Consider the following 22,970-nt stretch of genomic DNA (forward strand, 5'->3'; position numbering starts at 1 on the left):
AGTAATTCCCTTCATGGCTGAAATGAAGCTTCAGGAACTGAAAAATAAATCCCCGACCGATCTCCTGGCCTTTGCCGAATCGCTCGAGGTGGAAAACGCCAGCACGATGCGCAAACAGGAATTGATGTTTGCAATTCTCAAGGTGCTGGCGAGCCAGGACGTAGAAATCATCGGCGAGGGCGTCGTCGAGGTTCTGCAGGATGGCTTCGGTTTCTTGCGTTCCGCCAACGCAAACTATCTTCCCGGTCCGGACGACATCTATATTTCCCCCTCGCAGATCCGCCGTTTCTCTTTGAAGACGGGCGATACGGTTGAGGGACCGATCCGCGGACCGAAGGAAGGCGAACGTTATTTCGCGCTGCTCAAGGTCAACACCATCAATTTCGACGATCCGGAAAAGATCCGTCACAAGGTTCACTTCGACAATCTGACGCCGCTCTATCCAAACGAGCGTTTCCGTATGGAACTCGACGTTCCCACGTCGAAGGATCTGTCACCGCGTGTCATCGATCTTGTGGCACCGCTCGGCAAGGGCCAGCGCGGCCTGATCGTCGCGCCGCCGCGTACCGGTAAAACCGTTCTCCTGCAGAACATCGCCCATTCCATCACCGCCAATCATCCCGACTGCTATCTGATCGTTCTCTTGATCGACGAGCGTCCGGAAGAAGTGACCGACATGCAGCGCTCCGTGCGCGGTGAAGTCATCTCCTCGACCTTCGACGAGCCGGCCGTGCGCCACGTGCAGGTTGCCGAAATGGTCATCGAGAAGGCCAAGCGCCTTGTCGAACATGGCCGCGACGTCGTCATCCTGCTCGATTCCATCACCCGCCTCGGCCGTGCCTATAACACCGTCGTCCCCTCTTCGGGCAAGGTTCTGACCGGTGGTGTCGACGCCAACGCTCTGCAGCGCCCGAAGCGCTTCTTCGGTGCCGCGCGTAATATCGAAGAAGGCGGTTCGCTGACGATCATCGCGACGGCTCTGATCGATACCGGCAGCCGCATGGACGAAGTGATCTTCGAAGAATTCAAGGGTACCGGTAACTCTGAAATCGTGCTCGACCGCAAGGTCGCCGACAAGCGCATCTTCCCGGCGATGGATATTCTCAAGTCCGGTACGCGTAAGGAAGACTTGCTTGTGCCGCGCCAGGATCTGCAGAAGATCTTCGTTCTGCGTCGAATTCTTGCCCCGATGGGTACGACCGATGCAATCGAATTCCTGATCGACAAGCTCAAGCAGACGAAGAACAACCCGGACTTCTTCGATTCGATGAACACGTAATCCTTAGCCGGATTCATAGAATCCGCTGCTTTGGCAGTGCTTATATGGTGTTATGATCGGGCTGCATTTTGCAGCCCGATTTTGTTTGTTGGATCGGATGTCGCCCGCCCGGCAATCGATTCGGATGCGGATCAATTTGATGGTGACCATGAACGAGACGATTTATGCCCTGTCCAGCGGCGGACTGCCGGCCGGCGTTGCCGTCATTCGTATCAGCGGGAATCTGGCGTTCCCTATTGCTGGGTCCCTTGCCGGCGCACTGCCGGCTCCTCGGCAAGCCGGGCTAAAAACGATTCGGACTCGTAACGGTCTAGTCATCGATCGCGGCCTAGTGCTGATTTTCCCCGGCCCAGCCTCCTTTACCGGAGAAGATTGCGTCGAGATTCATGTTCACGGCGGCAAAGCGGTGGTGAATGCGCTTCTGCAGGAGCTTTCGACCTTCGAGCATTGCCGTCTGGCGGAGCACGGTGAGTTTTCGCGGCGTGCCCTCGAGAATGGAAAGATGGATCTGGTGGAGGTGGAAGGCCTTGCCGATCTCATCAGTGCTGAAACGGAGATGCAGCGTCGGCTTGCGCTTGAGCATGCGGCTGGCGGGCTATCGGGTCTCTATAACGCTTGGGCCGACAGATTGACACGGGCACGCGCTCTGATCGAGGCGGAACTGGATTTTGCCGACGAGGACGACGTGCCCGGCTCCGTCTCCGATATGGTATGGGCCGATATGAAGCGGCTGCGCCTGGAAATTTCCGATCATCTCGCTGGCGCCGATCTCGGCGAGATCATTCGCGATGGCTTGAAGGTGGTGATCGCAGGCGCGCCTAATGCAGGTAAATCCAGTCTCATGAATGCGCTGGCAAAGCGTGAAGTGGCAATCGTTACTGATATTGCGGGCACCACGCGCGATGTTCTGCATATCGATCTCAATATCGAGGGATATGCCGTCAAGCTCTATGATACGGCCGGACTGCGGGAAACCGATGAGATCGTCGAGCGGGAGGGCATTCGACGCGCGCTGCGGACGGTTGCTGATGCGGATCTTGTTCTGTCTCTTGCTGAAATCGGCAGTGAAGCGCAACGGAATTTTCCGGGCTTTGTCGGCAAGGTCCTGACTATTGGTACAAAAGCTGATATTCATCCGGGGGAAACCAATCAGTATGATTTGCTGATCTCCTCGCCCGCGGGTTCGGGTTTGGCGGAGTTGCATGAGCTTCTGCGGCAGGATCTGCAGGCGCGTTCCGGGATGCTGTCGTTGGCTTTGCCGAGTCGGCTGCGTCATCGCACATTGCTTGGCGAGAGCCTTCGTGCTGTTGAGGCGGCGCTTGCGTCAGAGGATCGCGGTCTCGATATCAGGGCAGAATATTTAAGGCAGGCGGCAACCAGCCTTGGACGCATTACCGGACGGGTCGATGTGGAAGATTTGCTGGATGTGATCTTCTCGGAATTCTGCATAGGAAAATGATTCACGTGAAACAGGGCTGCGCCTTACGTCCCTGATTGACGTTTCACGTGAAACCTTCTTGACTCCTAAAATTGGTATGCCAAACAAGCGGCACGACCGAGGACTGGATGATGTTCGATACAATGTATGATGTGATTGTTGTGGGTGGTGGGCATGCAGGCAGCGAAGCCGCAGCCGCAGCCGCGCGCCTGGGTGCGCGCACGGCACTCGTAACGCATAAGCGCGACACGATCGGCGTCATGTCCTGTAACCCCGCAATTGGCGGTCTTGGCAAAGGTCATCTGGTTCGGGAAATTGATGCTCTTGATGGCTTGATGGGTCGCGTTGCGGATGCGGCTGGTATCCAGTTTCGCATGCTCAATCGCAAGAAAGGTCCTGCCGTGCGCGGACCACGCACCCAGGCAGACCGGAAGCTCTATCGTTTGGCCATGCAGGCAGAGATCGCCGCGATCGACAATCTCGAGATCATAGAGGGTGACGCTTTCGATCTCGGCTTTGAGCACGGCCGAGTGTCTGCGGTGATCCTGAAAGATGGGCGCAGCATTCGCTGCGGCGCCGTTGTTCTGACCACTGGTACTTTCCTTCGCGGCCTCATTCATATTGGCGACAAGAAGATGCCGGCTGGTCGCGTTGGCGAGGAGCCATCTCTCGGGCTTTCCGCTACGCTGCTACGACATGGCCTTGCCTTGGGACGGTTGAAAACCGGAACCCCTGCCCGCCTCGATGGTACGAGCATCGATTGGGATTCTGTTGGACGGCAGGGCGCGGATGAAGATCCCACGCCCTTCTCTTTCATGACCGATTCCATCGTGAACCCACAGATTGAATGCGGCGTAACCAGAACGACGCCTGAGACTCACAGGATCATTGCCGAAAACCTGAAGCGTTCGGCGATGTATTCCGGCCAGATTGAAGGCGTAGGACCGCGCTATTGCCCATCGATCGAAGACAAGATCGTCAAATTCGGCGAGCGTGACGGTCATCAAATCTTCCTGGAGCCGGAGGGTTTGGACGACAATACCGTCTATCCAAACGGCATATCGACCTCGCTGCCTGAGGATGTCCAGAATGAGTTCATCAAGACCATTCCGGGTCTGGAACGAGTGCGCATTCTTCAGCATGCCTATGCCATTGAGTATGATCATGTCGATCCGCGTGAATTGAAACTGTCCCTTGAAGTGGAAAAGATTCCCGGACTTTTCCTGGCTGGTCAAATCAACGGCACGACGGGATATGAAGAAGCTGGCGCCCAGGGGCTCGTCGCGGGGCTGAACGCCGCGCGTTTAGCCGGCGGCGGCAAAGCCATCGAGTTCAGCAGAACAGAATCCTATATCGGTGTGATGATCGACGATTTGACCTCGCGCGGCGTAGCAGAGCCTTATCGTATGTTCACCTCGCGCGCGGAGTATCGTCTGTCGCTCCGCGCTGACAATGCCGATGTTCGCCTTACTCCGGTCGGGCTTGCTTTGGGCTGCGTTGGTTTCGGTCGTGCGGCGCGTTTCGGCCGGTATATGAAGAAGCTCGAGCAGACGCGCGATCAGCTGAGAAGCTTGACTGTGACGCCGAACGAGGCCGAGAAGGCCGGTATGCATCTTAACAAGGACGGTCAGCGACGTTCCGCCTATGAGCTTCTGTCTCATCCAGGTCAGTCGGTGGAAAACCTGTCGCGGCTTTGGCCGGAATTGGGGTCCATTGAGCGCAACGTGGCTGAGGCGATCGAGATCGAGGCGGCCTATGCCGTCTATATGGATCGCCAGACAGCGGATATCGTTCAAGCCCGTAGGGAAGAAGAGCGTGTCATTCCGGCGGAGTTTGATTTCTCCGTTCTTTCAGGATTGTCCAATGAGCTGAAGCAGAAGCTGGGAGTTGCTCGACCCAAGAATATCGCCCAAGCCTCGCGCATTGACGGAATGACGCCGGCGGCTATCTCTTTGCTATTGGCTTATTTGAGGAAGATGAGCGCGCCTGAAGAGCAGAAGCTTGTTTCCTGACGCCACTACAAGGTTAGAGAGTCCATAGTATGGAATTGAACGGTGTGCGTGTTTCACGTGAAACACAGGAGCGGCTGCAGCATTTTGCGCAGCTTTTTCAGAAATGGGCGAAGACCATCAATCTTGTCGCGCCTTCTACGATCGACGATCTTTGGCGCCGCCACATCGCGGATAGCGCGCAGATATTTCAGCTGCATCCGGCAACAGATCATTGGGTTGATCTGGGGAGTGGCGGTGGATTTCCCGGTGTGATAACGGCAATTCTGCTGGCGGAAAAGGGTGCCGGGCACGTCGATCTGGTCGAAAGCAATCAGAAAAAGGCTGCGTTTTTGCGCGTCTGTCTGCGGGAATGCGCAGCTCGCGGCGCGGTTCATGCCATTCGTATCGAAGAAGCGCCTTCGGCTATCCAAAATTGTGACGTAATTTCCGCACGAGCACTTGCCGAGCTTGAGATGTTGCTGGATTACGCGGCTCCTTGGCTCGATCGCAATGAAAATCTGCGTCTTTTTCTGCATAAAGGCCGGGATTACGAGCGCGAGCTACAGAAAGCCCGTGGTCGTTGGGAATTCGATCTGGTAAAACATCAGAGTGTCGTTGAGCGAGATTCCGTCATTCTGGAGCTAAGTCGCCTTCGACGCCTGATTTAACCATAATTGGATATGCGGCAGATGATCGGCGAGCGAAACCGGATTATTACAATCGCAAATCAAAAGGGCGGCGTTGGCAAGACGACGACCGCGATCAACCTGGCGACGGCTCTTGCGGCCATCGGCGAGCGCGTCCTGATCGTGGATCTCGATCCGCAGGGCAATGCCAGTACAGGCTTGGGCATCGAGCGACGTGATCGCAAGTTGTCGTCCTATGATCTGTTGGCAGGCAGTCATGGGATCATGGATACGGTTCAGGAAACGGCCGTTCCGAATCTCTTCATCGTGCCATCAACGATGGATCTGCTCGGCATCGAGATGGAAATCGCGCAGCAGCCGGATCGCGTCTTCAAGCTGCGGCGAGCGCTGAACGCCTCGGACGCCCTCGCCTTCTCCTATATTCTGGTGGATTGCCCACCGTCGTTCAATCTTCTGACGATGAATGCCATGGCGGCGGCACATTCCGTTTTGGTGCCGTTACAGTGCGAATTTTTCGCACTGGAAGGCCTCAGCCAGCTGCTGGAAACCGTCGATCAGGTGCGGCGCACGGTCAATCCGTCCCTCGATATTCAGGGAATCGTCTTGACCATGTTTGATTCTCGCAACAATCTGGCGCAGCAGGTTGTCACCGATGTACGGACTCATCTTGGCGAAAAAGTCTACCACACGTTGATTCCGCGCAACGTTCGCGTGTCCGAAGCACCATCCTACGGCAAGCCCGCCATTCTTTACGATCTGAAGTGCGCAGGCAGCCAGGCCTATCTGCAACTGGCTTCGGAAGTGATTCAAAGAGAGCGGCAGCGGAAAGCTGCCGCCTGATATGACCTAGTATTTGTTCAAGAGTGAGTATCGGCGATGAATGATGATCTTTCGAAGCGGCGTCTCGGGCGCGGACTGGCGGCCCTTATCGGGGAGATGGATCAGCCGACGCCTGTGGATGCCGGCAGACCGGCCGTCAATCCCGATCGCCTGGTGCCGATCGAGTTCATCAGCCGCAATCCGCGCAATCCGCGCCGCTATTTCGACGAAACCGAGCTGCATGATCTTGCCAGCTCTATCCGCCAGCATGGCATCGTCCAGCCGGTCGTGGTCCGCACGGTTTCCAGCGATCGCTTTGAAATCATTGCCGGTGAAAGACGCTGGCGCGCAGCTCAGCTTGCCGGCCTGATCGAAATTCCAGTGATCGTACGCGATGTTGACGACAAGACCGCGCTTGAGATCGCTATTGTCGAGAACGTCCAGCGCGCAGACCTCAATCCATTGGAAGAGGCATTGGGTTACGAGCAGTTGATCGCCGAGCACGGCTATACGCAAAACGATCTCGGCGAAATCATCGGCAAGAGCCGTAGCCATGTCGCCAATTCTTTGCGACTGCTGAAGCTTCCCGATCCGGTGCGCGATATGCTTGCTGCCGGGTCGCTTTCCGCCGGTCATGCCCGCGCCCTCGTTTCGACCTCCGATCCGACGGCACTGGCGCGAACTGTCGTTTCCAAGGGCATGTCCGTTCGCGATGCCGAGCGGCTGGCGCAGAATGACATCAAGGCTCAGAACGATCCTCGCCCGGCGGGCGCACGCAGGGATGAGAAGGATTCCGATACACTGGCGCTCGAGCGCACCCTGTCGGACACGCTCGGGCTGGATGTTTCCATCAATCACCGCGGCAATGGCGGCCAGGTGAAGATCAGCTACAAGACGCTGGAGCAGCTTGAGGAAATCTGCCGGCTTCTGGAGCGCCGCTAGAACGGTTCAGCCCCTCACGGGAACGTTATCGGTCTGGTCGCTTGCTACTCGCTATACCCGACGGAAGACCGTTATGTGTTTTCTCCGGAATTGCTCGATAACTCAATAATGCTGTAAAAACAAAGAGATGGGCGGTTACGGGTTCGCTCTGCGTCCACCCTATCCAAGCCGTTTCCCGTGAAACATCAGCCTCTGCGTGCCGACTGCAATGTGGTCGCAAGCAGGGTTTGCGTTGCGATCGTGTCTTCGAGGCTCGCACGCTGGCGCGTCTGGAGAATGGCGGATTGCAGCCTGTTCATCTCGCGGGCGATGGCAGGAGCGGACCAGGTTTTGAGAGCCTGTTCTATGATCGGCTTGCGCCTGAAATGCAGATGACGCCCATGCGTCTGCATGACCTGGGCCGGCGCGATCCGCTTTTCATCCATCTCGGCCCGCATCGTATCGAGCATCTGAAACTGCCGCAGGCAACCCTGTAGCACGAGAAACATCGGGGTCTTGGAGGAGGCGATCTTCTGCATGGCATGCAGAAAGGCCTCAGAGTCCCCCTTCAAGATGGCATCGACGGCATCATCGGTGGAAATCGCGCTGGCATCACCGATGATCTCCATGACATGGTTTTCTTCGATCGTGCCCTGCCCGCGGCAGTAAAGCGCCAGTTTGCGCACCTCGTTGCGCGAAGCGATGCGGTCACCGCCAAGAAGCTCGAGCAATGCCTGACGGGCTGCCGGGGCAATGCGCAACCCCTCATTTGCCAGCTCCGTATCGATCAGGCCATTCAGGGCTCTGGCGTCATCGGCATAGCAGGGAATGGTCGCGACGGAGCGTGCCGGTTCCGCCACCTTGCGCAGACCCGCGCCCTTCTTCAGATCGCCGGCTTCGATGATGACGAAACTTGCCTCCGGCGGGCCTTCAGCAATGATCTGCAGCGAATCGACCAATGCTTTTTCATTGGCGGCACCGCGAATCCAGACGAGCTTTTCGCCGCCAAACAGACCGATGGCGTTGACTTCATCGAGCAGGCGTCCTGCATCATTCTGCAGGTCGCCGACGTCAAGCTTGATGAGGGAAAAGGCATCGTTGAGATCGACGCCGGTTTTGGCGGCGATCTGCGCGGCACGTTCGGAAACGAGGCCACGATCCGGGCCATAGATCACGAAGACCCGATAATTGCGCGCGGCATTTTGCAGGAATCCATCAAATTCGTGAGACTTGATTTCCGCCATGCCGCGCTCTTTATCAGCGGCTGAGCGCGGCAGCGATATCGGCTGCGACCATCTCGGCTACTTCGCGGGCGGCACGGTCTTCCGAATCACGGATGGCGCGCTGCTTGGCGAATTCCTGGGTCGGGAAGTCGACGAGCGAAGTCACTGCTCGGCTACCCGATTTGATGACTTTGCCAGTGCCGATTTCCTTCAAGGTGAAGGAAGCCGTCACGGTGGTGCGGCCTGCGCCGGACGTATCCGAAGACGGAAGATAGAGCACGCCGGCGGTGCCGGAGCTGACGCTCAGATCGACATTGTATTTCGGCGTCTTGGTCTCGCCCGCGCCGCGCCCCGCGATGAAGATCAGCTGGTTGCGCACCTGGAGACCGATGCGCGAGCCGACGTCGGAGAAGGAGACTTCCGACAGCTTCTGCGTGACACCGGTGCTGACGGCATAGAGCGGCCGAACCTGGCAGGCAGACAGAAGTCCGGCAACGGCCACAAGAGACGCAACGCCGGCGATGCGGGCGAACTTGAAAAGAGTATCAGACGACAATGTTTACGATCCTCTGTGGAACGACGATGATCTTCTTTGGCGCCTGACCATTCAATGCGCTCGTAACGGCATCCAGGGCGAGCACGGCCTGCTGCACGGCATTCTGATCTGCATCGCGCGCGATTGTCAATTCGGCGCGCTTCTTGCCGTTGATCTGGACGGGATAGACGATCTCGTTCTCGATGACGAGCGCTTCGTCGTAGGTCGGCCATATGCTGGTCGCGATCATATGGCTGTTGCCGAGGGCTGCCGAGCACTCCTCGGCCAGATGCGGCGTGATCGGCGCGACCAAAGCAATCAGGATCTCGACTGCTTCGCGCACGGCTGAGCGATAGGCTGCGTCGGCCTGGCCGGCAGCCACTTTCGTCAGCGGTGCCGCCAGGGCATTGACGAATTCGTAGATGCGCGCCACGGCCTTGTTGAAGGCGAGCTTGTCGTAGTCGCCCTGAACCGCCTTCAGTGTGCGATGGGCGATCTGCGAGATGGCCAGCGCTTCGCCTTCCTTAGCCGGAGTCGATTCGACGGTCTTCAGGGCGTCGGCAGCTTCCGAGACCAGTCGCCACATGCGCTGCGTGAAACGATGCGCGCCTTCGACGCCGGCTTCCGACCAGATGACGTCGCGGTCCGGCGGCGAATCGGAGAGCACGAAGAAGCGTGCCGTATCGGCGCCGTACGAAGCGATGATGTCATCGGGATCGACGACATTCTTCTTCGACTTCGACATCTTTTCGATCGAGCCGATGGCAATCTCCTCACCATTCGACAGCAGTGTTGCGCGGCGCTGGCCGTCCACTTCTTCGATGCGGATCTCGGCCGGCGACACCCATTCGCGCGTCAGGCCATTGCCGCGGCTATAGGTTTCATGCACCACCATCCCCTGTGTGAACAGGCCTTTGAAGGGCTCCTTCACGTCGAGATGACCGGTTTCACGCATGGCGCGGGTGAAGAAGCGCGAATAGAGCAGATGCAGGATCGCGTGCTCGATACCGCCGATATACTGGTCGACGGGCAGCCAATGATTGGCGGCCTTCTGATCCGTCGGCTGGTCTTCCCAGGGTGCGGTGAAGCGGGCGAAATACCAGCTCGAATCGACGAAAGTATCCATCGTATCGGTTTCACGGCGTGCATCCTTGCCACATTGCGGGCAGGCGACATGGCGCCAGGTGGCGTGCCGGTCGAGCGGATTGCCGGGCTGGTCGAAGGTGACGTCGTCGGGCAGCCGGACGGGCAGGTCCTGCTTCGGCACCGGCAGCACGCCGCAATCGTCGCAATGGATGACCGGGATCGGGCAGCCCCAATAGCGCTGGCGGGAAATGCCCCAGTCGCGCAGGCGGAAATTCACCTTGCGCTCGGCCTGTGGCGCGTTGCCGAGGCTCGTTTCGGAAAGCTTTGTGGCGACCGTTTCGAAGGCTTCCCCGGTGCTCATGCCGTCGAGGAAACGGGAATTGATCATCACGCCATCGCCGTCATAGGCGACATCGCCGACCGTAAAGCTTGCCGCATCGCCATCAGCGGGCATGACGACGGGCACGACGGGCAGGCCGTATTTGCGGGCGAAATCCAGATCGCGCTGGTCGCCGGACGGGCAGCCGAAGATGGCGCCCGTGCCATAGTCCATCAGCACGAAGTTGGCGATGTAGACGGGCAGTTCCCAGGACGGATCGAAGGGGTGGCGGACGCGGATGCCGGTGTCCATGCCCTTCTTCTCGGCCGTTTCGAGCGCAGCCAGCGAGGTGCCGGCGCGGCGGCATTCCTCACAGAAGGCCTCGATCGCCGGGTCCTTGGCGGCGGCTTCCTTGGCGAGCGGATGGTCGGCCGAGATCGCCAGGAAGGAGGCGCCGAACAGCGTATCGGGTCGTGTCGTGTAAACAGTGATCTCGCGATCGCTGTTGGGAGCGGTTTCGGCTACGATTTCCCAGCGAACGGTCAGGCCCTCGGAGCGGCCGATCCAGTTCTTCTGCATCAGCCGCACTTTTTCCGGCCAATGATCCAGCGTGTCCAGGGCATCAAGCAGTTCCTGGCTGAATTCGGTGATCTTGAAGAACCACTGCGTCAGCTCGCGCTGCTCGACGAGCGCGCCAGAGCGCCAGCCGCGGCCGTCGATGACCTGCTCGTTGGCGAGAACGGTGTTGTCGACCGGGTCCCAATTGACCTTGGACTTCTTGCGGTAGACCAGGCCCTTCTCCATCATGTCGATGAAGAGCATCTGCTGGCGGTGATAGTAATCGACGTCGCAGGTCGCGAACTCGCGGCTCCAGTCGAGCGACAGGCCCATGGCCTTCAGCTGGGTGCGCATCGAGGCGATGTTCTGGTAGGTCCATTCCTTCGGATGCACCTTGTTGTCGCGCGCGGCGTTTTCCGCCGGCATGCCGAAGGCGTCCCATCCCATCGGATGCAGCACATTGTAGCCGCGGGCGCGCTTGTAGCGGGCAACGACATCGCCCATCGCATAGTTGCGCACATGGCCCATATGGATGCGGCCCGATGGATAGGGAAACATCTCTAGAACGTAGTATTTCTCACGCGGATCGGCATTGTCTGTCACGAAGACCTTTTCTTCGTTCCATTTTTCCTGCCAGCGGGGCTCGGCGTCGCGCGGATTATAACGTTCGGTCGTCATCTGATCTTGTATTCCGGAAAATCATGGGGAGTAAGGCGTGACCTTCACCACGAAACCACCCAAGCGTCAAGTTTAGCAGTTGCAGCAAGTGCCTTATCTTGCAAAGCAAAGCCGGATTCGGGTGCTTTCGCCCTTGGCAAAGGCCGCCCGCCTCATTACTGCAAGGTTTGAGAAGCAAGCGAAAATATCGAGGCGAAAAGATGGAACTTCAAGAGCGCCTGAACGAAGTCCGTTCCCATATCGCGGCGGCCGAACGCCAGGCTGGCCGAGCTGCGGGCTCGGTGCAGCTTGTTGCCGTTTCCAAGACTTTCGACGCCGATCAGATTCGCCCTGCCATTTCGGCCGGCCAGCGGGTGTTCGGCGAGAACCGCGTGCAGGAAAGCCAGGGCAAGTGGCCAGAGCTGAAGGCCGAAACCCCCGGGATCGAGCTGCATCTGATTGGCCCGCTGCAATCGAACAAGGCGGCTGATGCTGTGACGCTGTTCGATGTCATCGAAACCATCGATCGGGAGAAGATCGCGCGGGCCATCGCCGATGAAATGAAGCGGCAGGGCAAGGCCATGAGGCTCTATGTGCAGGTCAATACCGGGCTGGAGCCACAGAAAGCAGGTATCGCGCCTGACGATACGGTCGCTTTTGTCGAGCTTTGCCGCAAGGAGCTTGGACTTTCGATCGAGGGTCTGATGTGCATCCCGCCGGCGGAGGAAAATCCGGGGCCTCATTTTGCCCTGCTTGCGAAGCTCGCCAAGCAAGCCGGCGTCGAAAAACTCTCCATGGGCATGTCGAGCGATTACGAAACCGCCGTCGCCTTCGGCGCGACCAGCGTTCGCGTCGGCTCGGCGATATTTGGGGCGCGGTAGATTCGGTCGAAAATAAAGGGCCACGCTACCCGCCCTCGTGGTTCGAGGCTACGGCCTCACGGCCTACGCACCTCACCATGAGGGCTAGCCTTTTGCGCACGTCGTTATACAGAATTGGGCTCCATCGGTAGTGGTGCTTACTCCATCCTCACCCTGAGGTGCGGAGGCTGTAAGCCGAAGCCTCGAAGGGCGAGGATGGCCCGTGTCTCCCGACAAAAAAGCCCCGGTTTTTCACCGGGGCTTCGCAAATCTTCGATAAGAACGAATATCAGAACTGATCGTCGTCTTCGTCGTCGCGGCTGGTCGACTTCAGCGACTTCAGCTTGGCGAAAACGGCGTCGGCGTCGATTTCCTTTTCCTTCTCTTCTTCACGCTCATAGCTGAAGCCGAGCTTCTCGGTTTCCTGGGCGGGCTGCAGGGTCGCGCCGAGTTCGGCAGCGGTCGGCAACGGACGGCCCTTGGCGGCCTTTTCAACTTCCATGTCGAGGTCGATCTGGCTGCAGAGGCCGAGGGTTACCGGATCCATTGGTGCCAGGTTGGCCGAATTCCAGTGGGTGCGGTCGCGGATCTGCTCGATGGTCGACTTGGTGGTACCGACGAGGCGGGAAATCTGCGCGTCCTTCAGTTCCGGATGGTTGCGCACCAGCCAGAGGATGGCGTTCGGGCGGTCCTGGCGCTTGGAGACTGGGGTGTAACGCGGGCCGCGGCGCTTGGATTCCGGCACGCGAACCTTCGGCTCGGAAAGCTTCAGCTTGTGGTTCGGGTTGGCTTCGGCGCGGGCGATTTCGTCGCGGGTCAGCTGACCGGTCGAGATCGGGTCGAGGCCCTTGATGCCCTGTGCTGCTTCGCCATCGGCAATGGCCTTCACTTCGAGCGGATGCAGCTTGCAGAACTGCGCGATCTGGTCGAATGACAAGGCTGTATTGTCGACAAGCCAGATGGCAGTTGCCTTCGGCATGAGCAATTGTTGAGCCATGGATATAGTCCTTCTGTCAGTCCGCGCCGGTGTCGCGGTCCGGGGTGTAACACCACATTGTCCGGGAAATACGGCCCTATATAGCGATAGTGTCGCGTAATTGCAATTCTTTGCGCATGAAATGCACTTTGTCCAATTGCTGTCGTAGTTTGACCTGCTATTTATTGCGCGGAAAGAGCACTCGCGATTACAAATCGGAGTGTGAGGATTTGAGGAGGAAACAATGTCGGAGAAGATCCATCCTGTGACGAAACCGGTCAAGGCACGCGCCCTGATCGACAAGGCGAAGTACCAGAAATGGTATGAGCAGAGCGCCGAGGATCCCGACAAGTTCTGGGGCAAGCACGGCAAGCGCATCGACTGGTTCAAGCCCTATACCAAGGTCAAGAACACGTCCTTTACCGGCAAGGTTTCGATCAAGTGGTTTGAGGACGGCATCACCAACGTCTCCTACAATTGCATCGACCGGCATTTGAAGAAGCACGGCGATCGTGTCGCTTTCATCTGGGAAGGCGACAATCCCTATATCGACAAGAAGGTCACCTATAACGAGCTTTACGAGCAGGTCTGCCGGCTGGCGAACGTGCTCAAGAAGCACGGCGTCAAGAAGGGCGATCGCGTCACCATCTACATGCCGATGATCCCGGAAGCCGCCTATGCGATGCTGGCCTGCGCCCGCATCGGCGCGGTGCATTCGGTGGTCTTTGGCGGCTTCTCGCCGGAGGCGCTTGCCGGCCGCATCGTCGACTGCGCATCGACCGTCGTCATTACCTGCGACGAAGGCGTTCGCGGCGGCAAGTCCATTCCGTTGAAGGAAAACACCGACACGGCCATTCAGATCGCCGCCAAGCAGAAGGTTGCGGTCAAGACGGTGATTGCCGTGCGCCGCACCGGCGGCAAAGTCGGCTGGGAGCCTGGCCGCGATGTCTGGTATCACGAGGAAACCGCCAAGGTGAAGGCGGATTGCCCGCCGGCGAAGATGAAGGCGGAAGACCCGCTGTTCATCCTCTATACCTCCGGCTCCACCGGCAAGCCGAAGGGCGTGCTGCACACGACGGCCGGTTACCTCGTCTACGCGGCGATGACGCATGAATACACGTTCGACTATCACCCCGGCGATATCTACTGGTGCACGGCCGATGTCGGCTGGGTCACCGGCCACTCCTATATCGTCTACGGGCCGCTCGCCAATGCCGCGACCTCGCTGATGTTCGAAGGCGTGCCGAACTATCCCGACCAGGGCCGCTTCTGGGACGTCATCGACAAGCACAAGGTCAATATCTTCTACACCGCGCCGACGGCGATCCGCTCGCTGATGGGAGCCGGCGATCATTTCGTCAAGCGCGCCTCGCGCTCCAGCCTGCGCATCCTCGGCACGGTCGGCGAACCCATTAATCCAGAAGCCTGGGAATGGTATTACAAGGTGGTCGGCGACAGCCGCTGCCCGATCGTCGATACCTGGTGGCAGACTGAAACCGGCGGCCACATGATCACGCCGCTTCCAGGCGCGACCGATCTCAAAGCCGGCTCGGCCACCCTGCCCTTTTTCGGCGTGCAGCCGCAGCTGGTCGACAACGAAGGCAACGTGCTGGAAGGGGCTGCCGACGGCAATCTCGTCATCGCCGACAGCTGGCCGGGCCAAATGCGCACGGTCTACGGCGACCACGAGCGCTTCATCCAGACCTACTTCTCCACCTACAAGGGCAAGTATTTCACCGGCGACGGCTGCCGCCGCGACGAGGATGGCTACTACTGGATCACCGGCCGCGTCGACGATGTGCTGAACGTCTCGGGCCATCGCCTCGGCACGGCGGAAGTGGAATCGGCGCTGGTGTCGCACAAACACGTGTCCGAAGCCGCCGTCGTCGGCTATCCGCATTCGATCAAGGGTCAGGGCATCTATTGCTATGTGACGCTGATGGTTGGCCTCGAGGGCTCGGATACGCTGCGGCAGGAGCTGGTGAAGCATGTCCGCGCCGAAATCGGCCCGATCGCCTCGCCGGACAAGATCCAGTTCACGCCTGGCCTGCCGAAAACACGCTCCGGCAAGATCATGCGCCGCATCCTGCGCAAGATCGCCGAAGACGATTTCGGCGCGCTCGGCGACACCTCGACGCTCGCCGATCCGGCTGTCGTTGATGATCTGATCGCCAACAGGCAGAACAAGGCTGATGCGGCGTAGATCGAACGAGGGGCATTAGGCCATTCGACGTTAGGCGAGAGCTTTGCTCTCGCCTAAGCTTCTCATCTTGCAGTGCTGAAAAAAGCAATTGCTGTTTGCGCAACATGGTTGTGCACGTTTTCGCGTACCAAGCCTGGGGTGTCGGTAAAGACCGCTGGTGCGGCCTTCAAGCCTTGTGGTGTGGGCTCAGGCAAAAACGTATAGTGGCCTACTCCGCCGCCCATGATTTCAAGGGAGCTGGAGCGCACATTTTCGTGGAGCCATGTGCAGCACTCGTGGGCCGGGGCTATGAGATCGGCGTCGCCGCCAATGATTTGAATGGGTACTGTTATTTCCTCGAGGCTTTGCTTGGCAAAGCCGAGAACCGAGCGACCCGGTGCAATCGCCAAAGCGGCTTTCAATCTGTCATCCCTGAAGCTGTCTCGTCGTCGATTCCATGATTCCAGGAACATCTCATCCTGGAGAAGCGAAGGAATGTGATCCGCCAAATCAGGGAATTCTCTCGGGCCACGTATGGGGCTCTTTTGAGGGTTATCCGGTTCGAACTGCGAGTAGGCAACGCGCGCGCCCACAAGCAGCATCGCAGTATAGGCGCCGGCGGAGAAACCCGCGACGTAGGCCTGGTCTTCGACGGCCCCTCCCAAAACCTCTCTCCAGTCATTGACATCGAGCAGGGCCGTCAGATCAGCCGCGCGCTCCCAGAGACAGAGGAACCCCTCGGCCCTGTAGGGTTCCGAACCTGTATGGCCGTGATGGTCGATGCCCAAGGTCACAAAGCCGGCCTGCGCCAGGCGATGTCCGAGCCATTCCAGTCCGATGGCAAGGCCGCCCGACCCATGGGACAGCAACACCAGGGGGCGCGGATCGGAAGACTTCTTCAACGGCGCGTTGGGCGCGACCGGCTTTTGCTTGAACCAAGACGGCGGAGGTACAATTTCGGCTGCATCATCGGCCGGATACCATGCGTACCAAGCCAAAGGGCGATGGTCCGTATGGCTCCAGTTTGTGCGCTTGCTATCAAAGGACAGACCTTGAGAGAAACCTACGGCCATTATTCTCTCATCGAATGACGACTAACCTATATTCGTCTCAAAAATCGATCGCCCGGCCGTTGATTTCCCAATCGCCGAAGCGGGCGGGATCAGAGCCGCCGCGGCCGCCGATTTCGGGAGGGAGTTCGGCCCCTGCTTGAGCTTCGTGCGCCTTGCGGCGCTCCTCAGCTTCGGCAAGCGCGCGCTTGGCGGCGGGCGAAAGCGGCTTGCGAGTGATTTCACCGGTTTCGGTGTCGAGTTTATTGTCGTTATCGGCTGTCTGCATGATCTGATCGGCCCGGAACCGTTGAATTAAGCGGAGGAATAGCCAAATCATAGTGCGTCCAGCCGCAAAGAAAAAGGTTTGGGCGACAGATGTGTTGGAGACCCCTCGATGAATCTCATGCGTACTGCCATGCTGCTTGCCTTCATGACCGCGCTTTTCATGGGTGTCGGCTATCTGATCGGCGGTCAATCGGGCATGCTGATCGCATTTGTCGTCGCCGCCGGCATGAATTTCTTTTCCTACTGGAATTCGGACCGCATGGTGCTCTCTACCTATGGTGCGCAGGAGGTGGATGAGCGCAGCGCCCCGGAATTCTACAGGATCGTCCGCGATCTCGCCCGCAATGCCGGCCTGCCGATGCCCAGGGTTTATCTCTATGACAGCCCGCAGCCGAATGCGTTTGCCACGGGCCGCAATCCGGAAAATGCCGCCGTTGCTGCCTCCACGGGCCTTCTGCACGCACTGACGCCCGACGAAGTCGCTGGCGTGATGGCGCATGAGCTTGCCCATGTGCAGAACCGCGATACGCTGACCATGACGATTACGGCGACGCTTGCCGGCGCCATTTCCATGCTCGGCAACTTCGCCTTCTTCTTCGGCGGCCGCCGCGACAACAACAATCCGCTCGGCATGATCGGCGTTCTCGCGGCGATGATCGTCGCGCCTCTGGCTGCCATGCTGGTGCAGATGGCGATCAGCCGCACGCGCGAATATTCGGCCGACCGCCGTGGCGCGGAAATCTGCGGCAACCCGCTCTGGCTCGCCTCGGCGCTTGGCAAGATCGCCCGCGGTGCGGCGCATATTCCGAATGAGGAAGCCGAAGGTCATCCGGCGACGGCGCATATGTTCATCATCAATCCGCTTTCCGGCGAGCGCATGGACAACCTGTTTTCCACGCATCCGAACACGGAAAACCGCATCGCCGCGCTGCACGACATGGCCCGTTACGGCGGCGGCGGCACCTCGCCGATGACGCCCTCTTCAGGCCCATCTTCGGGCTTTGGCTCGACGGGACCGGTTCTGACTGCTAATCCGGGGCGCAAATCGCGCTCCGTGCCGAATACGGGTCGCGGTGGTTCGCAACCGCCGAAGGGTCCCTGGTCTTGAGTTCTGACACGAAAAACAACGCTTCCAACAAAGACGGAAAACGATCGGGCAAGCGGCCGCAGCAGTTGCGGTCGGCCGATCCGTCTCCGCCGAAGCCCGGCCTTGCGGCCCGCGCGGCGGCGTCGAAGATCCTGGGAGCCGTTCTGGATCGCAAGACGCCGCTCGACGGCATGCTCGACGCCGAAGGCGGCAGCGCCGCCTATACGACGCTCAGCGATGGCGACCGTGCCTTGGTGCGCGCCATTCTGAACAGTGCGCTCAGGCACCTGCCGCGCATCGAGGCGGCGATATCGTCGCTGCTTGATTCGCCGCTGCCAGAAGGTGCTCGCGCCCTGCATCACGTGCTGGTCGTCGGCGCGGCGCAGATCCTTTATCTCGACGTGCCGGATCATTCCGCCGTCGATCTTGCTGTTGAGCAGGCCAACCGCGATCCCCGCAACCGCCGCTTCGCCAAGCTGGTCAACGCCATCCTCCGCCGCATCGGCCGTGAGAAGCAGGAGATTCTCGAGCGTGTCGCGAAGGTGCCGGCCATGCCGGACTGGTTCCTGTCTCGCCTCGAAGCTGCCTATGGCGCGCCAGCCGCATTCAAAATTTCCGACACGCAGCTTGAGCCGGCCGCGATCGATCTCACGGTGAAATCCGATCCCGAAGGCTGGGCGAAGCGGTTGAACGGTACCGTGTTGCCGACCGGCGGCGTGAGGCTTGCTGCGTTCGAGGGGTCCATTCCCTCGCTGGAAGGATTCGACGAGGGCGAGTGGTGGGTTCAGGATGCCGCCGCCAGCATTCCGGCCAGGCTTTTCGGCCCATTGACCGGCAAGCGGGTCGTCGACCTCTGTGCGGCGCCCGGCGGTAAGACGGCCCAGCTTATTCTCGCGGGCGCCGAGGTCACGGCTCTCGATCAATCCGCCAACCGGCTGAAGCGGCTATCCGGCAATCTCTCTCGCCTTGGTTTCGAGGCCGAGACCGTCGTTGCCGATATGAGCAAATATCAGCCCGAGGCGCTGTTCGATGCCGCTCTTCTCGATGCGCCCTGCTCCTCGACGGGTACGACGCGTCGTCATCCCGACGTGCTCTGGACCAAGGGGCCGGAAGATATCGCCAAGCTTGCCGGCCTGCAGGCGCGCCTGCTTCGCCATGCCCTGACGCTCGTCAAACCCGGCGGCGTGGTGGTCTTTTCCAATTGTTCGCTCGATCCCGAAGAGGGCGAGGATCTGGTCGCGCGGCTGCTTGCCGAGAAGGATGACGTGGAGCGCGTGCCGATCGACGCGGGGGATTGGCCGGGTTTGGAAGCGGCGATTTCGCCGCTCGGCGCCTTCCGCACCACGCCGGACATGCTGCCGCTTGCCGATGGCTTTGCCTCCGGCCTCGACGGCTTTTTCGCAGTCGTGCTTCGACGCACGCATTGATGACGGTTCGCCGCGTCATCCATCAAGCGGTTAAAAAACCGGTAATATGTCCTTTATCGGTATATCCGTAACCTCTTTTTAACCACGGATAATGAGAGTAAGCAGAAGCAAATATGCAGATCTGCGGCAGGGTTTTGTGAGTTCATACATGCGGGAAGCATGGCGGCGGATGTCGCGCCGCGCGGCGTTGACGCGATTGCGTCTCACCCGCCACACGATGCGTGTGCCGGAGCGCCTAATCGTGGCGCCGACCGACCTTCGCAGCGTCGATCCCTTTTTCGTCGAAGAGCTTCTGAACGGCCGCATCCTGCTGGCTGGGCGGGTTCTGGAAACGCAAGGCGCTTCGCCCTTTTCGCTGGAGCTCCCGTCGCTGGCCTTTGCAGCGCGGCTGCATAATTTCCGCTGGTTGCGGCATTTGCGGGCGGAAAAGAGCGATCAGGCCTCGGCCATGGCGCGTTCGATCCTCACCGACTGGATCGCGGTTCACGGCCGCCGGCTGCACGGCCTTGCCTGGTCGCCCGATATAGCGGCGCAGCGGCTGGTCGCGCTCCTGTCGCATTCGCCCGTGCTTTTGCAGGGCACCGATAGCGGCTTCTACCGCCGCTTCATGCGCATGCTCGTCTTTCATGTGCGCTTCTTGCGTCGGGTCGTGGCGTCGTCGCCCGATGGCATCACCCGTTTTCGTGTGCGCATCGCGCTTGCCATGGCCTCAGTCGCAATGCCGAGCAGTTCGCTGACGCTGAAACGGGCCGGTCAGGCGCTCGATCGCGAGATCGACCGGCAGATCCTGGCAGATGGCGGCCATATCTCCCGCAATCCGCGCGCGTCGCTGGAGCTGTTGCTCGACCTGCTGCCGCTGCGCCAGACCTATGTCAATCTCGGCCACGACGTGCCGGTGCGGCTGATCCCCGGCATCGACCGCATGTATCCGGCGCTGCGCTTTTTCCGCCATCAGGATGGCGATCTGGCGCTGTTCAACGGCGCGACATCGACGCTCGCCAACGAGCTGATGTCGGTGTTGCGTTATGACGAGACGGCGGGACAGGCTTTCAAGGCGCTGCCGCACACAAAATATCACCGGCTGTCGGCCGGTTCGGCCGTCGTCATCGTCGATGCCGGGAACGCCGCTTCGACCGATCTCAGCCGCACGGCCCATGCCGGCTGTCTGTCTTTCGAGATGTCCTCGGGCAAGACGCGCTTCATCATCAATTCCGGCGCGCCGGAGTTTGCGGGCGATCGCTTCATGCAGGCGGCGCGGGCGACGGCCGCTCATTCTACCGTCACGCTCAACGACACGTCGTCCTGCCAGTTTTCCAAGTCGAAATCGCTGGGTCCGATCATGGTCAGCGGCGTGAAAAAGGTCATCGTCGAGCGCGCCGAGACCGAAGACGGGCGCGACTATGTCCGCGCCGCGCACGACGGTTATCTCTCCACCTTCGGCTATGTCCACGAGCGCGAGGTCAGCCTCAACGCCAGCGGCACGATCGTTGCCGGCCGCGACCGGTTCCTGGTGCCGGAGGGCAGGAAGCAGCCGCCGAAAGGCGAAGGTATCGCCTCGGCCCGCTTTCATATTCACCCTTCCATCAGCCTGTTGCAGACCGAGACGGACTCCGCGCTGCTGATCGCGCCGGACGGGGAAACCTGGGTCTTCTCCTCGCCTGGCAACGAGGTGCTGGTGGCGGAAGACATCTTCTTTGCCGATCCTTCGGGCATGCGCTCTTCCGATCAGCTCGAGATCGTTTTCAAGATCACCGAAAAGCCGGAAATCCGCTGGTTTTTATCCCATCGGCCATAGGCTAACAGCGTTAGCTATGCTAACGGGGCGGCATTCCCGTCCCGCGCCATTTCCGCCGGACGTCTCATCTCCTCATACCAGAGCGTTTCCGCTCTGTTTTTTGTTATCGCAACTCCGGACGGAAAACCGCCATACACCTTTCCTGGAGTTGCTCTAGACCGGAGAAAGCCCATGGCCGTCGTTTCCAAGAAAATTCCCGCTCCCGACAAGGTGAAGGTGAAAACCGCGCTTTTGTCCGTCTTCGACAAGACCGGCATCGTCGAACTGGCGCGCGCGCTCAGCGAACAGGGCGTGCGCCTGCTGTCGACTGGCGGCACGCACAAGGCGATCGCGGCGGCCGGCCTTGCGGTAACCGACGTGTCGGAAGTGACGAATTTTCCGGAGATCATGGACGGCCGCGTCAAGACGCTGCATCCGAAGGTGCATGGCGGCCTGCTTGCCATTCGCGACGATGCCGAGCATCAGGCTGCGATGAAGGAGCACGGCATCGAGGCCATCGATCTTGCTGTCATCAACCTCTATCCCTTTGAGGACGTTCGCAAGGCCGGCGGCGATTATCCGACGACGGTTGAGAATATCGACATCGGCGGCCCGGCGATGATCCGCGCTTCGGCCAAGAACCATGCCTATGTGACGACGCTGACCGATCCCGCCGATTATGCCGAACTATTGACGCAGCTTTCCGCCGATGCCGGCCAGACCACTTATGATTTCCGAAAGCGCATGGCTGCCAAGGCCTTTGCCCGCACCGCCGCTTACGACGCGATGATCTCCAACTGGTTTGCCGAAGCGCTCGACATCGCCACGCCGCGCCACCGCGTCATCGGCGGCGTCCTGCGCGAAGAAATGCGCTATGGCGAAAACCCGCACCAGAAGGCTGCTTTCTACCTGACCGGCGAAAACCGCCCCGGCGTTTCCACTGCAAACCTCATTCAGGGCAAGCAGCTTTCCTACAACAACATCAACGACACCGATGCGGCCTATGAGCTCGTTGCCGAGTTCCTACCGGAAAACGGCCCGGCCTGCGCGATCATCAAGCATGCCAATCCTTGCGGCGTTGCCACCGGACCGAGCCTCGTGGAAGCCTATAAGCGGGCGCTTGCCTGCGATTCCACCTCTGCCTTCGGCGGCATCATTGCTTTGAACAGCCTGCTCGACGCCGAAACGGCCGAAGAGATCGTCAAGCTCTTCACGGAGGTCATCATCGCGCCCGATGTTACCGAGGAAGCCAAGGCGATCATCGCCCGCAAGCCGAACCTCCGCCTGCTCTCGGTCGGCGCCCTGCCCGATCCGCGCGCTGCCGGCCTGACCGCAAAGACCGTCTCCGGCGGTCTGCTGGTCCAGAACCGCGATAATGCCTTGGTCGAGGATATGGAGCTCAAGGTCGTGACCAAACGCGCGCCGACGGCGCAGGAGCTTGAGGACATGAAGTTCGCCTTCCGTGTTGCCAAGCACGTAAAGTCGAATGCCGTCGTCTACGCCAAGGATGGCCAGACGGCCGGTATCGGCGCGGGGCAGATGAGTCGGGTCGATTCCGCTCGCATCGCCGCCATCAAGGCCGAGGAAGCCGCCAAGGCCATGGGTCTTGCCGAGCCGCTGACGCGCGGCTCCGCCGTCGCTTCCGAAGCCTTCCTGCCCTTTGCCGACGGCCTGCTCTCGGCGATCGCTGCCGGCGCCACCGCCGTCATTCAGCCCGGTGGCTCGATGCGCGACCAGGAGGTCATCGACGCGGCCAATGAGCACAATGTCGCGATGGTCTTCACCGGCGTTCGCCATTTCCGCCATTAAATGGCGGATATACCCAATCGAAAAATTTTATATCCCGGCTGGCGA

Annotated in this window: 18 protein-coding genes; 12 read left to right on the top strand and 6 right to left on the bottom strand. The window is 59.8% G+C overall.

Annotation, left to right across the window (positions count from 1 at the left end; translation table 11 throughout):
- Window positions 1-13 precede the first annotated feature (13 nt).
- The 6 genes from rho to AC13Q5_RS10915 all read left to right on the top strand — a co-directional run bounded on the left by rho (window position 14) and on the right by AC13Q5_RS10915 (window position 7,116).
- Entirely contained in the window at window positions 14-1,279 is a 1,266-nt protein-coding gene (rho, locus tag AC13Q5_RS10890) for a transcription termination factor Rho (RefSeq protein ID WP_004127423.1), read from the top strand.
- A 124-nt stretch (window positions 1,280-1,403) separates the two neighbouring features.
- Window positions 1,404-2,738 carry a tRNA uridine-5-carboxymethylaminomethyl(34) synthesis GTPase MnmE gene (gene mnmE, locus AC13Q5_RS10895; RefSeq protein ID WP_488502001.1) on the top strand — a complete coding sequence of 445 codons (1,335 nt, stop codon included), beginning with the start codon at window positions 1,404-1,406 and terminating at the stop codon, window positions 2,736-2,738.
- A gap of 110 nt (window positions 2,739-2,848) precedes the next feature.
- Window positions 2,849-4,729 (top strand): tRNA uridine-5-carboxymethylaminomethyl(34) synthesis enzyme MnmG, encoded by a 1,881-nt coding sequence (gene mnmG / locus AC13Q5_RS10900; RefSeq protein ID WP_488502002.1) that lies wholly within the window; start codon window positions 2,849-2,851, stop codon window positions 4,727-4,729.
- A gap of 29 nt (window positions 4,730-4,758) precedes the next feature.
- Window positions 4,759-5,376: a 16S rRNA (guanine(527)-N(7))-methyltransferase RsmG gene (rsmG, locus tag AC13Q5_RS10905; RefSeq protein ID WP_457881509.1), complete on the top strand. Its 618-nt coding sequence runs from the start codon at window positions 4,759-4,761 to the stop codon at window positions 5,374-5,376.
- Between the two features lie 21 nt (window positions 5,377-5,397).
- Window positions 5,398-6,195 carry a ParA family protein gene (locus AC13Q5_RS10910; RefSeq protein ID WP_488501661.1) on the top strand — a complete coding sequence of 266 codons (798 nt, stop codon included), beginning with the start codon at window positions 5,398-5,400 and terminating at the stop codon, window positions 6,193-6,195.
- A 36-nt stretch (window positions 6,196-6,231) separates the two neighbouring features.
- On the top strand, window positions 6,232-7,116 hold the full coding sequence (locus AC13Q5_RS10915; protein WP_075853353.1) for a ParB/RepB/Spo0J family partition protein: 885 nt from the start codon (window positions 6,232-6,234) through the stop codon (window positions 7,114-7,116).
- A 185-nt stretch (window positions 7,117-7,301) separates the two neighbouring features.
- On the opposite strand, the gene holA is transcribed toward AC13Q5_RS10915, so the two are convergent.
- From holA to leuS, 3 genes are read right to left on the bottom strand one after another with little or no spacing between them, the layout of a single operon-like run.
- Complete coding sequence (gene holA / locus AC13Q5_RS10920; RefSeq protein ID WP_488501662.1) at window positions 7,302-8,339, bottom strand: DNA polymerase III subunit delta; 1,038 nt, start codon at window positions 8,337-8,339, stop codon at window positions 7,302-7,304.
- A 13-nt stretch (window positions 8,340-8,352) separates the two neighbouring features.
- On the bottom strand, window positions 8,353-8,874 hold the full coding sequence (locus AC13Q5_RS10925) for an LPS assembly lipoprotein LptE (RefSeq protein WP_075853355.1): 522 nt from the start codon (window positions 8,872-8,874) through the stop codon (window positions 8,353-8,355).
- A complete protein-coding gene (gene leuS, locus AC13Q5_RS10930) occupies window positions 8,864-11,494 on the bottom strand; it encodes a leucine--tRNA ligase (protein ID WP_488501663.1) in 2,631 nt (876 codons plus the stop codon). Before leuS ends, AC13Q5_RS10925 begins: the two co-directional genes overlap by 11 nt.
- Window positions 11,495-11,694: 200 nt before the next feature.
- Here leuS and AC13Q5_RS10935 point away from each other — a divergent pair, with 200 nt between their 5' ends.
- Window positions 11,695-12,354 (top strand): YggS family pyridoxal phosphate-dependent enzyme, encoded by a 660-nt coding sequence (locus AC13Q5_RS10935; RefSeq protein ID WP_457881503.1) that lies wholly within the window; start codon window positions 11,695-11,697, stop codon window positions 12,352-12,354.
- Window positions 12,355-12,622: 268 nt separating this feature from the next.
- Here the strand turns inward: AC13Q5_RS10935 and AC13Q5_RS10940 are convergent, their stop codons facing one another.
- The gene (locus AC13Q5_RS10940) at window positions 12,623-13,330 is read right to left on the bottom strand and encodes a DUF1013 domain-containing protein (protein WP_075853359.1); all 708 of its coding nucleotides are present in this window, start codon (window positions 13,328-13,330) and stop codon (window positions 12,623-12,625) included.
- A 223-nt stretch (window positions 13,331-13,553) separates the two neighbouring features.
- Between AC13Q5_RS10940 and acs the strand changes: the two genes are divergently transcribed.
- Window positions 13,554-15,512: an acetate--CoA ligase gene (acs, locus tag AC13Q5_RS10945; protein WP_488501664.1), complete on the top strand. Its 1,959-nt coding sequence runs from the start codon at window positions 13,554-13,556 to the stop codon at window positions 15,510-15,512.
- A gap of 62 nt (window positions 15,513-15,574) precedes the next feature.
- Here acs and AC13Q5_RS10950 read toward each other — a convergent pair whose 3' ends face one another.
- Together AC13Q5_RS10950 and AC13Q5_RS10955 are read right to left on the bottom strand one after the other, a co-directional pair.
- A complete protein-coding gene (locus AC13Q5_RS10950; protein WP_488501665.1) occupies window positions 15,575-16,564 on the bottom strand; it encodes an alpha/beta hydrolase family protein in 990 nt (329 codons plus the stop codon).
- A 37-nt stretch (window positions 16,565-16,601) separates the two neighbouring features.
- Window positions 16,602-16,829 carry a DUF1674 domain-containing protein gene (locus AC13Q5_RS10955; protein ID WP_488501666.1) on the bottom strand — a complete coding sequence of 76 codons (228 nt, stop codon included), beginning with the start codon at window positions 16,827-16,829 and terminating at the stop codon, window positions 16,602-16,604.
- A 108-nt stretch (window positions 16,830-16,937) separates the two neighbouring features.
- On the opposite strand from AC13Q5_RS10955, the gene htpX reads away from it, so the two are divergent.
- From htpX to purH, 4 genes are all read left to right on the top strand, one after another.
- A complete protein-coding gene (gene htpX / locus AC13Q5_RS10960; RefSeq protein ID WP_457893761.1) occupies window positions 16,938-17,936 on the top strand; it encodes a zinc metalloprotease HtpX in 999 nt (332 codons plus the stop codon).
- Complete coding sequence (locus tag AC13Q5_RS10965) at window positions 17,933-19,342, top strand: RsmB/NOP family class I SAM-dependent RNA methyltransferase (protein WP_488501667.1); 1,410 nt, start codon at window positions 17,933-17,935, stop codon at window positions 19,340-19,342. Before htpX ends, AC13Q5_RS10965 begins: the two co-directional genes overlap by 4 nt.
- A gap of 148 nt (window positions 19,343-19,490) precedes the next feature.
- Window positions 19,491-21,137 carry a heparinase II/III family protein gene (locus AC13Q5_RS10970; protein ID WP_488501668.1) on the top strand — a complete coding sequence of 549 codons (1,647 nt, stop codon included), beginning with the start codon at window positions 19,491-19,493 and terminating at the stop codon, window positions 21,135-21,137.
- Window positions 21,138-21,308: 171 nt separating this feature from the next.
- Window positions 21,309-22,925: a bifunctional phosphoribosylaminoimidazolecarboxamide formyltransferase/IMP cyclohydrolase gene (gene purH, locus AC13Q5_RS10975; RefSeq protein WP_488501669.1), complete on the top strand. Its 1,617-nt coding sequence runs from the start codon at window positions 21,309-21,311 to the stop codon at window positions 22,923-22,925.
- Window positions 22,926-22,970 lie beyond the last annotated feature (45 nt).

It is taken from the genome of Martinezella sp. CNPSo 3964, from assembly GCF_057784375.1.

Excerpts from the sequence above, each read along its gene's own strand:
- rho (WP_004127423.1), top strand. The coding sequence starts at position 14 with ATGGCTGAAATGAAGCTTCAGGAACTGAAAAATAAATCCCCGACCGAT.
- mnmE (WP_488502001.1), top strand. The coding sequence starts at position 1,404 with ATGCGGATCAATTTGATGGTGACCATGAACGAGACGATTTATGCCCTG.
- mnmG (WP_488502002.1), top strand. The coding sequence starts at position 2,849 with ATGTTCGATACAATGTATGATGTGATTGTTGTGGGTGGTGGGCATGCA.
- rsmG (WP_457881509.1), top strand. The coding sequence starts at position 4,759 with ATGGAATTGAACGGTGTGCGTGTTTCACGTGAAACACAGGAGCGGCTG.
- AC13Q5_RS10910 (WP_488501661.1), top strand. The coding sequence starts at position 5,398 with ATGATCGGCGAGCGAAACCGGATTATTACAATCGCAAATCAAAAGGGC.
- AC13Q5_RS10915 (WP_075853353.1), top strand. The coding sequence starts at position 6,232 with ATGAATGATGATCTTTCGAAGCGGCGTCTCGGGCGCGGACTGGCGGCC.
- holA (WP_488501662.1), bottom strand. The coding sequence starts at position 8,339 with ATGGCGGAAATCAAGTCTCACGAATTTGATGGATTCCTGCAAAATGCC.
- leuS (WP_488501663.1), bottom strand. The coding sequence starts at position 11,494 with ATGACGACCGAACGTTATAATCCGCGCGACGCCGAGCCCCGCTGGCAG.
- AC13Q5_RS10935 (WP_457881503.1), top strand. The coding sequence starts at position 11,695 with ATGGAACTTCAAGAGCGCCTGAACGAAGTCCGTTCCCATATCGCGGCG.
- AC13Q5_RS10940 (WP_075853359.1), bottom strand. The coding sequence starts at position 13,330 with ATGGCTCAACAATTGCTCATGCCGAAGGCAACTGCCATCTGGCTTGTC.
- acs (WP_488501664.1), top strand. The coding sequence starts at position 13,554 with ATGTCGGAGAAGATCCATCCTGTGACGAAACCGGTCAAGGCACGCGCC.
- AC13Q5_RS10950 (WP_488501665.1), bottom strand. The coding sequence starts at position 16,564 with ATGGCCGTAGGTTTCTCTCAAGGTCTGTCCTTTGATAGCAAGCGCACA.
- AC13Q5_RS10955 (WP_488501666.1), bottom strand. The coding sequence starts at position 16,829 with ATGCAGACAGCCGATAACGACAATAAACTCGACACCGAAACCGGTGAA.
- htpX (WP_457893761.1), top strand. The coding sequence starts at position 16,938 with ATGAATCTCATGCGTACTGCCATGCTGCTTGCCTTCATGACCGCGCTT.
- AC13Q5_RS10970 (WP_488501668.1), top strand. The coding sequence starts at position 19,491 with ATGCGGGAAGCATGGCGGCGGATGTCGCGCCGCGCGGCGTTGACGCGA.
- purH (WP_488501669.1), top strand. The coding sequence starts at position 21,309 with ATGGCCGTCGTTTCCAAGAAAATTCCCGCTCCCGACAAGGTGAAGGTG.